General features: G+C 60.0%; 13 protein-coding genes. All 13 read right to left on the bottom strand.

Features of this window, described 5'->3' with window-relative positions; all coding sequences use genetic code 11:
- Positions 1-4: 4 nt before the first annotated feature.
- Entirely contained in the window at positions 5-1,201 is a 1,197-nt protein-coding gene (locus H6650_04545; GenBank protein ID MCB8951265.1) for a glycosyltransferase family 4 protein, read from the bottom strand.
- A 58-nt stretch (positions 1,202-1,259) separates the two neighbouring features.
- Entirely contained in the window at positions 1,260-2,726 is a 1,467-nt protein-coding gene (locus H6650_04540) for a hypothetical protein (protein MCB8951264.1), read from the bottom strand.
- Positions 2,719-3,987, bottom strand: a complete 1,269-nt coding sequence (locus H6650_04535) for a glycosyltransferase family 4 protein (protein MCB8951263.1) — start codon at positions 3,985-3,987, stop codon at positions 2,719-2,721. Before H6650_04535 ends, H6650_04540 begins: the two co-directional genes overlap by 8 nt.
- Complete coding sequence (locus H6650_04530) at positions 3,984-5,045, bottom strand: sulfotransferase (GenBank protein ID MCB8951262.1); 1,062 nt, start codon at positions 5,043-5,045, stop codon at positions 3,984-3,986. The genes H6650_04535 and H6650_04530 overlap by 4 nt, the downstream gene beginning before the upstream one ends.
- Positions 5,045-6,379, bottom strand: a complete 1,335-nt coding sequence (locus H6650_04525; protein ID MCB8951261.1) for an oligosaccharide flippase family protein — start codon at positions 6,377-6,379, stop codon at positions 5,045-5,047. Before H6650_04525 ends, H6650_04530 begins: the two co-directional genes overlap by 1 nt.
- 69 nt (positions 6,380-6,448) lie before the next feature.
- Positions 6,449-7,306, bottom strand: a complete 858-nt coding sequence (locus H6650_04520; protein ID MCB8951260.1) for a glycosyltransferase family 2 protein — start codon at positions 7,304-7,306, stop codon at positions 6,449-6,451.
- A gap of 23 nt (positions 7,307-7,329) precedes the next feature.
- The gene (locus H6650_04515; protein ID MCB8951259.1) at positions 7,330-8,370 is read right to left on the bottom strand and encodes a tetratricopeptide repeat protein; all 1,041 of its coding nucleotides are present in this window, start codon (positions 8,368-8,370) and stop codon (positions 7,330-7,332) included.
- Positions 8,324-9,328: a GDP-L-fucose synthase gene (locus H6650_04510; GenBank protein MCB8951258.1), complete on the bottom strand. Its 1,005-nt coding sequence runs from the start codon at positions 9,326-9,328 to the stop codon at positions 8,324-8,326. The genes H6650_04515 and H6650_04510 overlap by 47 nt, the downstream gene beginning before the upstream one ends.
- A gap of 368 nt (positions 9,329-9,696) precedes the next feature.
- Positions 9,697-11,001 (bottom strand): nucleotide sugar dehydrogenase, encoded by a 1,305-nt coding sequence (locus tag H6650_04505; GenBank protein MCB8951257.1) that lies wholly within the window; start codon positions 10,999-11,001, stop codon positions 9,697-9,699.
- A 43-nt stretch (positions 11,002-11,044) separates the two neighbouring features.
- Positions 11,045-11,551, bottom strand: a complete 507-nt coding sequence (locus H6650_04500) for a hypothetical protein (GenBank protein ID MCB8951256.1) — start codon at positions 11,549-11,551, stop codon at positions 11,045-11,047.
- A 218-nt stretch (positions 11,552-11,769) separates the two neighbouring features.
- The gene (locus H6650_04495) at positions 11,770-13,152 is read right to left on the bottom strand and encodes a hypothetical protein (protein MCB8951255.1); all 1,383 of its coding nucleotides are present in this window, start codon (positions 13,150-13,152) and stop codon (positions 11,770-11,772) included.
- A gap of 20 nt (positions 13,153-13,172) precedes the next feature.
- A complete protein-coding gene (locus H6650_04490; GenBank protein MCB8951254.1) occupies positions 13,173-13,874 on the bottom strand; it encodes a hypothetical protein in 702 nt (233 codons plus the stop codon).
- A gap of 59 nt (positions 13,875-13,933) precedes the next feature.
- Positions 13,934-15,460, bottom strand: a complete 1,527-nt coding sequence (locus H6650_04485) for a hypothetical protein (protein ID MCB8951253.1) — start codon at positions 15,458-15,460, stop codon at positions 13,934-13,936.
- Between the last annotated feature and the right edge of the window lie 563 nt (positions 15,461-16,023).

Genomic DNA, 16,023 nt, shown 5'->3' with positions numbered 1-16,023 from the left:
TTTTCTACCACCACAACAACGAAGGCCACGCCGCCGGTCGGCCGCGGTTGGCCTGCCGCGCTCTGGCCATCTCCGCCGCCGCCAGCGCGTTCTCGGCAAAAGTCTGTGGCGAAAACGCGCTGATGTGCTCACGCCCGCGGCGTCCCATGCGCGCCCGTTCCGCCGCGGAAAGCGCGGAAAGGAGCATCATCGCATCCGCCATCGCCGCCTCACTGAATGGATCAAACGTGAAACCCGTAACCTGTGGCAGCAACAAGTCCTCCACGCAACCCACGGTTTTGCTCACCAGCACAGGCAGCGCCGCCGCCATTGCTTCATTCACCACCAGCCCCCACTGCTCCGCATGATGGCTGGGATGGATAAACGCTTCCGCCAGGGCGAAGTAGGGAACCAGTTGTTCCGTGGGTAAATAGCCAGGCAGCAAGACGCTGTCTTCCAGGCCGTGCGCGGCGACCGCCTGCCGAATCTCCGCCTCCAGCGGACCGCTCCCCGCCAGCACCAGTGACCACGGCTGCGCCACTGCCGCCCGGTAGCGGGCATATGCGCCCACGAGCCGCCGCAGGTTTTTCTTTTCCACGAAACGGTTGGCGGTCATGAAGTAGGGAGTGGTCAAGCCGAGGCGGGCGCGCCAGGTGGCGGCTTCCTGACGGGCGCGGTCTGTCTGGGTGGACCAGTACGCATTGTCTACCACATCGTATCGGTCAAAGATGGCTTGTGCCGGCATTCCCAACCCTTCCAAATAGCGTTGATGTGGCTGACCACCTACCAGCGCGGCATCAAACTGGCGCACCAACACCCCCTTGAGCGACTCACGCCAGCGTTGCCGCGCAAAATCCGCCGCGCGGCTCTCGCTCATGAGAACGGCCCCCGCGCCGTGGTGATGACACCAGCGCAGCAGCGCCCGCGCATAGCGCGTAGCATACCCCGGAATCAAGATCGCATCGGGACGAACCTCATCAGCACAGCGATAAGTCATTCGGGCTGCCTCGTGGCTGTTGGGCTGTAACGAGGCGGATGGTGCAATGAGTTTTACTTTGTCGCGCAACTGTTCATGATACCCCGATGCCGGCAGTTCAGGTGCGGCGGCGCGCAAAGACCAGAGGTGTACCTGGTGTCCCTGGGATGTGGCCGTTTGCCACAGCGCCTGGCAGCGGGCCACATGGTAATGCAAGTATTCGGTAAAAATGATAGACAGGCGCATCGAGTTTATTGTTCCTCAATGCCGGCATGGCGGCGAACCTTGCCTGCTCCCAAAGCAATCACGAAGAATCCGCCGGGAGGTCTTCCCGCGGCACTGTTTGCCAATGCAACAATCGGTACTGGTCAATGCGACGGCGCAGTTGTTGCCGCTGCCGCCGCCGCGAAATATGCGGCGCTCTGGTCAGCCACCCATGAATGAACAGGTAAGGAAGGTAGAACAGCAACAACTGGTTCAAGCCCGCCTGGAAGATGTCAATACGGCCGAGAACGGTAATCAGGGCATAGGTCGCACCGTACACGCCGTACCAGATGAGGGAGCCTCCCGCCACGGCAGCGCGACGTTCGACCCAGGCCAATACCATGCCGGTAAAGCCAAAATTGAGGATGATACCCAGCCAGCCGCCTTCACTCGCGGCATAGCCGATAGACCCTCTAACAGGACCACTCCACCAGATAGCGTCGTTGTACTCCAGACGGGGATCGTTCCCTTGCGCCAAACCCAGAACATGGCTCCAGGTGAACTCGAGGGGCACGGGCTTGCCCGGCCAGAGAAGACGCGGGATGGGTTTGATGAAGTATTGATAAACGATGTTGGCTCCATACGTTGGCGTGCGGTCCGACAACGTCGCCAGGGTGTACCAGGAACCTTCAAAGCCGGCCAGGTCCCCCAGAATGTCATCCGGCGATTGTGCCAGCGAACGCTGCGCGGCGGTCTGAAAAGAACTGCCTTTCTGCAAAAAGAAGCGATCTCCGCGCACGAGAATGACGTAAGACAGGGCGGTAGCAGCCAGGGCGAAGAGCAAGAATGATTGCCAGGAAATGCGTTTGGCCGGTTTGGGGGCAACCAGCCAGACGCCGAAAAGTCCAACGTAGAGGGCGACGATCATGTAGCGGCTCCAGCCAAAGTAAATCTGGTTGTAGGCCCAGGGAAGGGATAAGAAAAGGGCTACCCAGAGTTTGTTTGTGCCGGCATAAAACAACAAAGCCCCAGAGATAACCAGGTAGTTCGCCAGCTCCACGTAGCCCGTCGTATTGGTGTACACACTCCCCCCGCCCGTATTCAACATGCTGGTAGTGTTTTCCGCCAATCCCACGAACCCACGCCGCGCCAAAAAGAAACTGGCGTAACCAATCGCCACCAGTAACAGAGCAAAACGGGCCGTCTGTTTACGGTAATGCGCATCCGGCGTATCCGTTTCCCGCTCCCCTGCACGCCGCCCATCAGAACGAAGCGCCAGCCGGTAGCCAATGGCAAAAGCCACCATGCTAAGAACAAACGCCGTCGTCATCGGCTGCAAATTAGCCAGAATGCGCGCGGAAACGCCCGGCAGCAAATGCTCCAACGAGATCGTGCCATCCCCGGCGACAAAAGCCAACGTGGGGCGCAGCACATACGTTATAAACATGACCAGGAAGTACAATCCGCCCATGTGTCGCGGATTCAGCACACGCCGCGGACCGACGATGATGATCGCCGCTAACAGCCCCAGCACACTGGCCAATCCGTAATAAATCAATTCATCCATTTACGCCCGACCTGCCCACAGACAAACGTCCGTCCGATTTTTCAGACAGACGCTCACGTCTTTCAATCTCCGCATAGACCGCCAGCAACCCTTGCTGATAACGTTCCCACGTGAAGTGCCGCACCTGGTCACAGGCAGCCTCGGCCATCCGCCGCCGGAGCGCACGATTGTCATACAAAAGCGATAATTTCTCCACAATCGCCGTCACGGACCGCATGGGGATGACAAAGCCATCGACGCCATCGCGCACCATCTCCTTGCTGCCCACATTTTCCGTGACAATGACCGGCAGGCCACACGCCATTGCCTCCGCCACGACCAGCCCCCACGAATCAGACAGAGATGGCAGGATAAACACGGAAGCGGCATTGAACCTCTTGCGCAATTCCTGCTTGGGCACACTGCCCGGCAATTTGATCCGGGCATCATCCTTAATGACACCACGCAAATAGCGATAAAAAGCGTCGTCAATTCGTCCTAGCAAAAGCAACTCGGTGTTTGGCAGTGCAAGTTGCTGAAACGCCCGCACCAGATAATGAATACCTTTCCGTGGCACAATCTGACCGGCATACACGATGCGAAATGTTGAATCCGGTTCCGGGGCAACCGATCCATCTCGAAAAAATATCTCGTCATCAACGCCATAGGGCAGGACAAAAATGCGTTCTTCGTCAAATCCTGCTTCCACAAACGTTCGTTTGGCGTAACCAGATGGCAAGATGAAATAATCCGCCAGCGCATATTCCTGTTTGATCTTGCCATCGTACAACGAACCAGTAATCGCCGTTTTCAATCCCAGATGATGATTCTCCTCCGCCAAAATGCGGCGTTGATAATCAGGATATTCGGTTCGTCCATCACATACCACAACAGCCCCAACTGACCGGGCTTTTCTGGCGGCGTAGAGGCCGACCGAACTGACAAAGTGAAACACATCACAGGCGGTCACATGACGACGCGCCGCCAGGTCAAACAGATGGTTATTCAACCAGTTTCCACGTTCAGACGACATGACACCGAGGCGCGGAAACCCACGCTGCATGAGTTCTGGCAGCCACAGGCTGGTCGTCAGATTTCTGTCGATCCCCGAAATATCGCGCCCCCGGAGTTTGCGCCGCCAGTAGTCAGGCAGCCAGCGCAACCAGGTCGCTTCACCCCGAACGCCCACGGCGCAAATATACCGCTGCAAATGCCCCGCGGACTGGAGGGCCTGGGCGGAGTAGTAATAGTGGGGAATATTGGCAGCCAGAATCGACTTCATGTGGCATCTACCATAGGCGCGCGCATACCGACCGGCAGCACAGCTTCGGAGTACATTTGCAATCCCATGCGCTGCGCCCAAGACAGGATGCGCCGCTGATCATCTTGGGCGAAATACCGCTGCCAGGCCGATAATCTCGATTGGGTCGAGCGACCAGACGCGGCAGACGTCGTGATACTCGGCTGTTCCATCCGCCGACATAATCCTTCAGGGATGGGCAAATCAACATATGCCAAGATGCGCTGCGCCTGTAGCTCAGGAAATAAAGCGATCTCCTCATAAGTGACCATTAAATGTGGTATGCGCGCCAACTGACGGATTGCTATAAAGTTCTCCACCGCCCACCAGACGGCGTGCGCACCCACCGGATCGCGCTCCTGCTCGATTTCTCGCACCCACGGACGCAGATAATCCTCAACCAATGCCTCCTGACGCAGGATATCCTGCACATCGGCGTGCCAGGCGGCATGCAAGCGGGAAGCCACAACCGCGCAAGGATGGCGCACCAGGTAAAGAATCGTGGGTTGAAAATGCTTGTAAACGTAGCCCAGCATCAGGTTCATCCGTATTTCTTTTACCAGAAGCCGCTTGGGGAAAAAGGCGGTCCGTTCCTTTTCCGTCCAGTAGTTGCGATATTGGCCGGCGAGAATTCGCCACAACAGCGCGCGCCATGCAGGATCATGCGCCTCGGCGCGTAAATAAAAAGAACGAATGTGGGGGTCGCTGTCGTCCCAACCCGTGAGATAGCGCACCTCTCTGTTCCAGAGAGGAATCATTGGCTCAAAAATCGCCTGCACCCCCGTTTTGTACGTTAACGTCTCCGTGAGCCATGTCGTACCGCTGCGCCCCGATCCGGCGAGAAGGATCGTCGCGCCGGGGTCGGGCGTCCGCCACAGGTTTTGCGCTCGTTCCCCCAGGCGCAGCGTTTCCACGTACCCCTGATACAGCGTGCCGCCCACGCCGATTCTATTGACCAGGCGCTTGATGAGGGGGTGAACCCGATGCGTCTTCTTTCGTTCCACCGTCACTGTCGTCCGCTCCGTATCAAAATTGTTCATCAGGAAGATGGAACCGCCGCCAACGAACGCCACAAATGGTGCGCCTTGCGCCGCAGAAGGGCAAAATCATCCCGTGTCGGCACCAACAGCGTAAGCGCATGGATGCGTATCAACCGGGACACTTGCAGGAGCAGTACGCCGGTTGTCGCCAGATAACCGAGGAGAGAGGCAATCGCCGCGCCCATGATGCCCAACGGGCGCAGCAGCAGCGCCAGCGCCAGTGCTGTGAATAACAGACCCACTGCTTCCCCGGCCAGGACGGCCTTGGGGGAACCGAGGCCGAGCGCGCCTTCTTGCAGCACTATTTTGATGGCGTTGAACAGGCCGGCAGCGACGAGAACGAGGGAGACGGGAACAGACGCAACAAATGCCGGCCCAAAGAGCAGGGGAATAGCCAGAGGCGTCAACAACATCACCGGTATGGTGACGCCAACGGCCACGATGACGCCCAAATGCGCGCCCTGTACCATCGTTTCCGCCTGACGTCGCGCCGTCGTCTGTGCCGCCACGCGGGGATAGAGCACCTGCCCTATCGCCTGCACCACGGGGCCAACGGCGTTGCTCCAGGCCACGGCCACGGCGTAGAGTCCCAGCAGTTCGGGCGCGATCAGGGCGGCCATGAGCATCTGATCCAGGCGCAAATTGAGATTGCTAAAGATAGAGCCGGTCAGTGAAGGCAGGCCAAATTTAAGCAGGGGGCGGGCGGCGGCGGCGCGAGGGCGGAAGGGGCCAGTTATGCGGCGGCGCAGAACGAGCAGCCGGGGAATGGCGTGCAGGAAGAGAAAGCCGAGGTAGACGAAGGCGAACCAGGTGGCATAGGTGTGTCCCAGGAAGAGTCCCAGCAGCAGGGTGAGCAGCCAGACGACATTCGGCAGGATGCGAAAGAAGTTCCACCAAAATAGTTCGTTCATGCCGCGCAGGGTGGAGGCGGGCAGGATACTGAGCATCTGGATGGGGATGAACAGGAGGAGGTAGCGCTGGGCGGCGACGATGGTGGCGGGGTTTTGGGCGCGGAGGAGGAGGGGGAGCAGGAAGTAGGCCAGGGGCAAAATGAGTAGGGCGGCGGCGCAGTTCAGGACCATGCTGGAGAGGGTGTAGATGCCGGCATTTTCCCTCTCCCGTGCCGCATAATAAACCACCGCCGCCGGCAGCCCCAACATAATCGGAATACTCAAAAAAGGCGCCCACAACTGAATCGCCGCCAACTCCCCCCGGCCCTCCGGCCCCAAAATACGCGCCGAGAGCGGACCGGTGATCAGGATCAACATCGCCATAAACAGGTTCGTGCCCATCGTCAACAGCACGTCGCTGCTAAAAGACGTGGAATGCATCAAGGAGTGAACCAGTCGCCTGAAGTTTCTCAAAATTGACCTTTACGCGGAGCGTTTCCCACAGCACGCCCGTCAATAATCCGGCAACCGTCTCCACTCTCGAAATGCCGCCGCCGACATCCGCCGGCGAAACCGCCGGAACGCGCGTCTGTCCTGTATTCCCCGCACATGTCCCCGCGCATTATCCCAGCGGCGCGTACGCAGCAGCACGAAGAAACGCGAGACAAGAAGCCGACTGTTTTGATAAAACTGTAGCCTATCGGGAACGTACCAATCGTTCCAGAGAACATTGTTGCGCGCACCATAGAAATCCATGCGCGTCCAATTACGCCCCACCGGCGTGCGCACATGGTAGAAACGCAGCTGGGGATAGTGAAAACAGACGCACCCTTGCCGGAAACCACGCGCGGCCACATCCCGTTCTTCCATGAAATGGACCAATTCGTCACGATACCCACCCAGCCGTAAGAACTGGGCGCGGTTGATCAAAGCAGCGCAGCCAATGAACGCTTTTGTCTGGTATGGCTGCGCGGCCAGCGATTTAACCTGCTCCACACCCGCCACGGGGTCATGGACAGGAAAGGTAGCGGCGAGAGCGTTCGGCTGCGTTGTCAAAAAGGCAACTGCCTGCGCCAGCGAACCGGCCACGGGAAACGAGTCATCATCCACCTGCAAGACAAAGTCCGCATTGAGACGGCGCATAAGTTGATTGCGACGCACAATTAGCCCTTTTGCTTCTTCGTACCGTTGCAGGCTGGCGGATGGCAACAGGGCGGCTATGTCATACGGGCAGGGCTGGACTGACCCATCGTCCACAACAGCCACATCATAGGCTCCCAAACCAAACTGGCGCAATTGCGCCAGCGTCTCTGCCAGCACGGGCCAGCGGTCCCTCGTGGTTATGCTAACTTGCACTGTTCGGTTAAGCAAGGACCACTTTTCCTACGCCACGGTTACGGCAGAATGCCGGCATCTGCCCCCTCCCGCAACTGCCGCACCAACACCTCGAGTTCCGCCATGTGCGTCGCCGATGAGCGCGTACTTTGCCTGTACCAACCCAGCGCGCGGGCGAAAGCGTCCGCGGCGGCCAATGATTGCCCCTGCTCCTGCCGCACTCTGCCCAGTTCATCATACGCCAGCCCCTGGAGAAACGCCTCCTCGCCAACCAGCAACACAATCGACCGCTGCAACGCCGTCAGCGCAGCCGTCAACTGCCCATCCCGACGCAGGGCGCTGCCCAGGCGCATCCACAAAATGCCCGCGTCCGGCGCGCGCTCCACCGCGACCTGATAAACACGGGCCGCATTCGCCCAATCCCCTTCCTGCTGGTAGGCAGTCGCCACCCAGGTGTACAGGCGGGGTACTTGCGGCGGGTTCACCATGTCCATCGGTATCAGCGAATGTTCCGCCAGCAGCCGCACCGCCGCCAGGTCGCCTTGCCGCGCCAGGTTACTTGCCTGTGTAAACAGGTAAGCATTGCTGTAGGGCAAAGCCAGCCAATGTTCGAGCGCGGTTTGCCATCCACCCTGCGACCAGGCCAGTTGCCCCGCCCATTCGTGCAGCAGCGCCGCGCGTGGGCAGGCAACCTCGGCCTGGACTAACAAGGGCTGCGCCAAACCTGCTCCTTCCACGGCACAGGCGAGGCGGCTCTGCAAGAGAGGGAGGCAACTGTTGCCGGCATCTCCTCCGACAAAATCCAATCGCTGCCTTCCGCCCCCCTCTTCACCGGCGGTCATGTTCACACACAGGTCGGTGCGTGGCAAACCGGTGGGATCCGCGAGCAGCGGCAGGTGGCGCAGAACAACGGCGGCGGCGAGGTTTTGTCGGGCAAGTTGCAGCAAAGCGGCTCCAGCGGACAGGAAAAACCAGGCAGCAAGGAGAAACCCGCCTGCCCGCCGCCACCCTTTTCGTTGCGTGCTGCCGGCAATCTGGTGTGTGTTCATCTTGTCAGGGAGCGGATAATGCCGGCATCTCCTCCCCCACCTGCCGTTCATACCACGCAATCGTCTCCCGCAACCCCTCCTCAAACGGCACCTGCGCCGAAAAACCAAACAACGCCCGCGCCCGGCTCACATCCAGCTTCCGCCGCGGCTGCCCATTTGGCCGGAATGTATTCCACTCAACCAGCCCCTGAAAACCCGTCAGCGCCACAATTGTCTCCAACAAATCGCGGATACTGATCTCATAATGGCTGCCGATATTCACCGGCTCCGGCCCGTCAAACCGCTCGCTCGCCAGCAGAATCGCCTCCGCCGCATCCGCCACATACAAAAACTCGCGCGTCGGCGACCCATCTCCCCACGCCTCAATCATCGGCAATCCCTGCGCCCGCGCCTCCAGGCATTTGCGAATCAGCGCCGGAATCACATGCGACTTCTCCAGGTCAAAATTATCCCCCGGCCCATACAAATTAACCGGCACCAGAAATATCGCATTATAACCATACTGCTGTCGGTACGTCTGGCTCTGCACCAACAACATCCGCTTCGCCAGACCATACGGCGCATTCGTCTCCTCAGGATACCCATTCCATAAAGACTCCTCCCGAAACGGAATAGGCGCGAATTTGGGATACGAGCAAACCGTGCCCACGCCCACAAACTTGGGTACGCCGACCCGGTAGCTCTCATGCAAAAGCTGCACGCTCATCATCAAATTGTCATAAAAAAACTCGGCGGGCGCCGCCCGATTGGCCCCGATCCCCCCCACGTGGGCGGCCAGATGAATGATAATGTCTGCTGGCCGGCTGCCGCGCCTCGTGTCGCGCAACAACTGGACGATAGCCTCCTGCTGGCGCAAGTCATAATCCCGCCGGCGCGGCACAAAAACCTCCGCCGCGCCGCGCTCGTGGAGTTTATCCACCACATATCGCCCCAAGAAGCCGCTCCCCCCCGTCACAATCACTCGTTTATCGCGCCAAAATAGTTCACTCTCAATCCATTCTGTATTCATGGCATCTCCTGCAACGTTACATCCGACTCCAACGTCTGGCCCGGCGGGCAGCAACATAACACCCACTGTCAGACGGCGGCAAGTCTATCCCATTTCCTGTCGCCGTAACTTGCAGTTCCGGTGCAGATTTCTTCAATCCAACTTGAGTCTGGCGAAAACCACCATTGGTGATCGACGTCGAGGCTTGAGGTGGGTCAAACCCCATAGGTGGGGCGGCCCAGGCCTCCACGCCAAAAACGCCAGTGTCCTGAACCGAATCACGCCTTTTGCGCGTTGGGTGTTTTCTGGCGTTCTTGTTCGTCGGGCAGCACGGGAATCAACCGACATCATCCAACACGGCAGAAGTCAGATTACTGGACACCCGGCCATCACAAACGCACAATGCGCGGGTTGTTCGTCGGTATCGCATTGCGCGTGTCCAGAACGAGACGCGCCCAACGCGCCACCTCATCCCAGGCAATCGCATGGTGATTGGTCACGACCACAACGCAGTCGGCGGCTTGCAGGGCCATGGCATCCAGCGGAACGGATTGCAGCGCGTACCCCTCCACTCCCAGGTCCGGCACAAACGGATCGTGGTAACTAACCTGCGCCCCTTTCTCCTGCAACAAGTGAATAATGTCCAGAGCCGGGCTTTCGCGCATGTCGCTGACATTCGGTTTGTAGCTCACACCCAGAAGCAAAATGGCGCTGCCGTTGATCGCTTTACACTGGTCGTTTAACGCATCGGCAATGCGGCTGACAACATATTCCGGCATGTGCCCATTGATTTCCGCCGCCAGTTCGATGAAGCGGGCGGTGTAGTTGAGCGTGCGCAGCTTCCAACTCAGGTAATGCGGGTCAACAGGGATGCAGTGCCCGCCCAACCCGGGGCCAGGGTAGAAGGGCATGAACCCATACGGTTTGGTGGCCGCCGCGCCCACGATCTCCCACACGTTCAGATTCAGTTTGTCGCACATGAGGGCCATTTCGTTCACCAGGCCAATGTTCACGGCGCGGAAGGTGTTCTCCAGAAGTTTGACCATCTCCGCCGCGGCCGGGCTGGACACGGGCACGGGTTCGGCCACGACGGTGCCGTAGAGAGCCAGGGCCGCTTCGAGGCAGGCGGGGGTGACGCCGCCGATGACTTTGGGTGTGGTGTAGATGGTGTAATCGGTGCGCCCGGGATCAATGCGTTCGGGCGAAAAGGCCAGGAAGAAGTCTCGCCCGACTTGGAGGCCGTTGTGCCCCAGGCGGGGCAAGATGATTTCTTCGGTTGTGCCGGGATAGGTGGTGCTTTCCAGGACGATGAGTTTGCCGGCACAATCATGAACCGTGATGCTGTCCGTCGCTGCGATGATGTAGGAAATGTCTGGATCTTTGGTCTTCCGCAGCGGCGTGGGCACGCAAATAGAAATGGCATCCACGTCCGCCAGCGCCGCATAGTCTGTCGTGGGCACAAACGCGCCATTGGCGACCAGCGGGGCCAGGGTGGGCGCGGGCACATCTTCGACATAGCTCTCGCCGCGCGCCAGCGTGGCAATCTTGCGTCCGTCAACATCGACGCCCACGACGCGGAAACCCGCGGCGGCAAAAGCCACCGCCAGCGGCAACCCCACATAACCCAACCCCACGACGCCTACGCGCGCCGTACGATCTTCGATTTTTTGTAATAATTTCGATTTTTGATCCATACCGGTGGCCTGTCAGTGAAGGGGGATGCTCTCCCAAAACCCTTTATTTGATTTTTGTGATGTCGTCTTTGTTCAGGCGCACCGGTTGCGGATGCTGGCTGAGAAAAGCGAGCAGCACCTGTACTCGTTGTTTGCCATCCAGGCAAAGATCAAAGATGGCCTCGTAGCCCTCCAGCGGGCCGCGAATAACCCGAACGCGGTCGCCCTGGCGAAACGTCTCGCCGGGCAACTCTCCAGCCGCCTGAATGCGGCCCAGCCGCAGCCGCAGTTCACGCACCAATCGTTCGGGAACAACGGCTGGCTCGCCGCCAAACGTGACCAGGCCATAGACACCCGGTGTCCAGCGCAGGGCGTTGCGTCCCATTTCTCCCAGGTCTACGCGCACAAACAGGTAGCCGGGAAAGAAGGGGCGCTGCCGCGCCGCGCGCGGGTTTTTCGGTTTTACATCCAGCTTGGGAAAGAATGTCTCAATGTTTAGGGTGCGCAGATGTTTGTGGACGGTCCGTTCTTTATGAGCCTTGACGTGTAGCGCGTACCAATACATTCCCATAAGAACCTGTCTCGCTTGATCAGGGACCCCTATTTAGGACTGACGATGAAAAAAGATACGGCATTGCATCGTCAGTTTGAAGGAGTGGTAAAGAAGTGTCCAGTTGGTGACTATACAGGTCATCTGCCCAGATTGGACCAATTTGCTCTGGTTGAATCTTATTGATGTCTACAAAATTGGTCCAATCTCTCGGAGACGTGAATAGTTACCCCAGTTATTTAATTTCCGCTCCTAGCAAGCAAGGTCACCAATTCCGCGGCTTGCCGCGTGATGATGTGCGGGAAGAGGGCAAGGGCCACACCACTGAGGAGGAGCAGGACGAGGGCGAGAATGGCGGGCCAACTGACAACTTCGCGCCATGAACGGGTTAATTGTAGGGGATCTGCCGGCATTTCCGCCAGAGAACGGCCACATTTTACCAATCCCCCCACACCCGCGGCAACCGACAGCAGTACTAACCCCACCCAGCGCCAGCCACCCGCCTCCCGCGCCAATAGCGTCACCAGCCCCCATCGCGGCGCAAAACCCGGTGTCAGCGGGAACCCCGCCAGTGACAAGGCCCCATAAAGGAACGCCGCCAGCCCCAGCCACCACGACAAGGTGTGGTTTTCTTGCTGGCGGCTGCGATGGAGCACGGTGATGCCCACGCCGGCGCTGATCAGCGCGCCAAAACGGGTGAGCAGCGCGGTCAGTGCCACCCCTGCGCCGTCGGACCCCATCGTCAAAAGCATCAGCACCGCCCCCATGTCTAGCAGGAGCAGGGAACCGAGGACGCTGCCGGCATTCCGGCTCGTCAACGCCAATGCCCCCCCCAGCACCAACGTCAATAACCCGCTCCATCGCAGCAGAGACAGAAAACTGGGCACATCCGCTACCCAATTATTCTCCCGCAGCAGCGCCAGCACCATCATAAATTGGGCAAACTGCATCAGGCCAAACTGGAAGGCGGGCGTTAACGACGAAGCCGTGAGCACGATGGGACGCACCCAGACATAGAAAGGAAACCCGGCCAGCAACATGGCAAAGCCTACCAGCAGCAGCCGCCAGACGGCGCTTTGCAACGACAGTTGGCCGGAATCCAACATCCACCCCGCCACCAGGAACAGCGGGGTAGCCAGAGCAACAAAGACGAGATACCGCAAGGCGGCGTCCGAAGAACTCGGTAGATTGGCCTGGATCACGGCTGTACTCACGGCTGCCGCCGCCAGGAGAAGCAGCACGCCAAAGGAGAAGGGGCGGGCCATGATGGCCGCGGACAGCAGCGCCAGCACGGTGAGGGATGCGGGGATGAAATCGCTCCCTTGTGGCAGCCAGACGGCCAGCAGCAGCAACACCGCCAGGCCGGCGAACAGCAGCGCAAATGCCAGTCGCACGCCCTCCGTCAAGACGAGAGAGCGCCCCAACAGGGTCAGGGTGTCGCCGGCAAACAGGCCTAATGTGGGTGGTTGGTGCGGAGCCAGGGGGACGACGGCGATGAACCGCCAGAGCAGCAGAGCGCTGGCGCTGCCCACGGCGGCGGCAACGCGCGGCCAACGGCGAATGATGGCTGTCAGCAATGCCGGCAGCAGCGGCCCCAAAATCAACAGTAGTGGCGCAGGCAAACGCATCGCATCCTCGAAAACTAGTCAAACAACGCATCTGGCGCGTGGCGGATTTGCGTCAGGTAGGCAACGGTCAACGCCAGCACCAGGTTGGTGGCGGCCAACGCCGCCAACATTAACACCGACTGCTCCAGGGCGTGATAAAACAGCTCAAAACCGGCCAGGAACATGAGCAGCCCCATACCGGCCTTCAATGGCTCCGCCGTGAGGCTGACTTGCAACAAGCCCATACCGGCCAGGGCATACATCGCCAGCGTCAGGTGGGGTTGCGTCACCGCGGGCAGTTGGAACGCCGGCTGCTGCCCGATGGTCCATATGGCCAGGGCCATCATCAAAGCCAGGAAGAGGCGGAATGGAAGCGTGGTGGGCAACAGATAGGGGCCAAAACGAATTTGCCGCTCCGCCCGCGGTTGCACCGCTTCTACGGGCAAAACATCGTCGGGCAGTTGGCCCCAGGCAACCTGCCGTGCCGTCACGTAGAGGATGAGGCAGACAAACATGCCCGTGAGCAGTTTGACCACGGCCAGACGAGGGTCAATGAGTTCGACAAAGAGGAGGCCGGACACCAGGTATTGCCCCAACAGAGCCAGCAGCGAAATGCGCCAGTCGCGCACGACGACGATGATGATGGCGGTGAGGAAGACGAGATAGGCGGCGGGGAAACCTTGCAGGAATTGGAATCGGGCCAGCCAGTCAAAAATAGTAGGGAACTGAGTGAGCATAAGGTTAGTGAGCTTCCGGGAAGCTGTTGCCGGTGAGCTTCCCAGAAGGTTTGTCATCGTTAGCGCGCGAGCCAGAAGATAACGAGGAAGAGCAGCAGCCACAAGATGCCGCCTTCGCTTTCTAAAATGCCGGCAGCTTCACGCAAAGCCGCCCCGATTCCCGTCAATACCGCCCGCGCGCCGGCATTCAGGGAGTGCCAGGGAAAGCGCACCCGCAAACTCTGGCGCACAATCTGGGCCGTTTCCAGGGTGGAACCGGTATAGCGGCTGAGGAAAATGCCGGCAGCCAGCGGCAGCAACACCAGCACCCAACTCAACCAGCCCGCCTGCGCCAACCCCGCAAACGTCACCAGGGCCACTGCCGGCAGCAAGAGCCCCACCTGGCGCACGATAAAGGCGGGCCGATTCGTGGCCGGAAGGGTGAAGGAAAGGCCAGCAGCGGGTGCGCCTCGCCAGACGCCGGCCAGTGCTCCGGCCACCAGGAGCACGTGCAGCAGCGCGGTCACGAACAACAGCACCGGGCGGCCATCCCTGATCCAGGCGTCGTACAGGGCCGTTCTGCCGGCAAAACCGGCCAACAACGGACCCGCGCCCAATGCCGCCACCGCCACCGCCGCCACCAGCCGCGCCACGGGTGTTGGCGTCGCCCGATGCACTACCAGGAGCAGCCCAAACGCCAGCAGCAATACGCGCGCCTCCGCCAGCACCACGGCCCCCCCCCCCCACGATGACGCCAGCAAAATCACGCCCGCCTGGCTCATCACCAGGGCCGCCGCCAGGCGGGATGGGTCATCTAGCGCACGCCACGCCGCCAACACACCCGCCAGCAGGCTGAGCAAGCCCACACCCGTCAGGGGCAGCGAATAGGCGAGTACGGCGGCTGTGTCCACGCCAATGCGCGCCAGCAGCGCCGCACCACCGTAGGCGGGCAGGAGGAGCAGCAGCCCACTCCAGGGAGTGTGCAGCGCCGCACCGGTCGGACGCCAACCGTGTAGCGGGAACGCGCCCAACTGCACGGCTGCCGCCAGAAGCAGCCAACCTGCCGCGCCTGTCGCCGCACCCATCCCCAGGCAGAAGAGGGCAGCGCCCAGACCGGACAGCCGCCACCACAGGCGGGTTCCCACCCGCTCCGCCCGTTCGCTGCCCAGCCACAGGCCGACCGCCCAAATCAGGCCAAGCAGCGTCCAACTTGCGAGTAAAGTGCCGGCATTTTCCGCCCACAACGGCAGCAATCCCGCCACCCCCATTGCCAGCGTCAAACCCAGGGTAGAAGGGGCGCGCTCGTCCGCGTCCGGCCAGACGCTGACAACAAGGAAAAGGAACAGCAGCAGCCACAGACTCATCTGCCAGGCGAGTTGGTCCACCTGCCAGCGCCAGGCCACCCCACCCCAAACGGCATCCGTTTCCACGCCCGGCGTCGCCATCAGCAACGGCAATTGCGCCCGCGCCAGCAGCCAGACCAGCAACGAGGCCGCCACGGCCCCCCACGCAATCCAGTGCGCCCAGCCGGGCCAACGACGCGCCGAGGCCACAATCGCCCCCGCGCCCGCGAGCAAGATGAGCAAAACCAACAACAGAATATCCATGGGCACTTACTTTCCCATTAAAAACGGTAGCTACTAACGCTCTCTGGTGATTGGACCAATCTGGCCTAGCAGTTACTAAAAACGAGCCATTGTAGCCCGTACCGCCCCCATGAGCAATCCGAGAGGACGCAGGCAGGGTTTTTTCAGTAGTCTGGAATTCCGCTATGCGAGAGCGAATTGGAACGAATCGCGCTTACTTCTCACTCGTGTGGCAAATCACCGCAACTTCGGGAAAACCCGCCTTCGATGCGACTGTCGGGAAAGAGGCACTGTTGTTTCCGGCCCATGAGTTAGCCGCCGCGGTTCATGACCTCACCACTGAAAAACCCTGGGGACAAAGGGCGGGCAACGAGAGGCAGCCGAGCAACCCCTCATCCCTCATCCCTCATCCCTCGTCCCTCATCCCTCCCCCTCCCCCCTTGTCATTTACTCATGATTAGCTTATGATGGCGCGCAATAATAAGGACTGACGATGAAATAAAGTACGGAATGGCGTCGTCAGTTTGAAGGAACGGTAAGGAAACAACTTCGTTGTCTTATTCAATTTCCGTTCCTGGGTGGCA

The sequence above is a fragment of the Ardenticatenales bacterium genome (assembly GCA_020634515.1).
Classification (GTDB): domain Bacteria; phylum Chloroflexota; class Anaerolineae; order Promineifilales; family Promineifilaceae; genus JAGVTM01.
The sequence above is the reverse complement of the archived record's forward strand: the minus strand, read 5'-3'. Positions and strand labels throughout refer to the sequence as shown.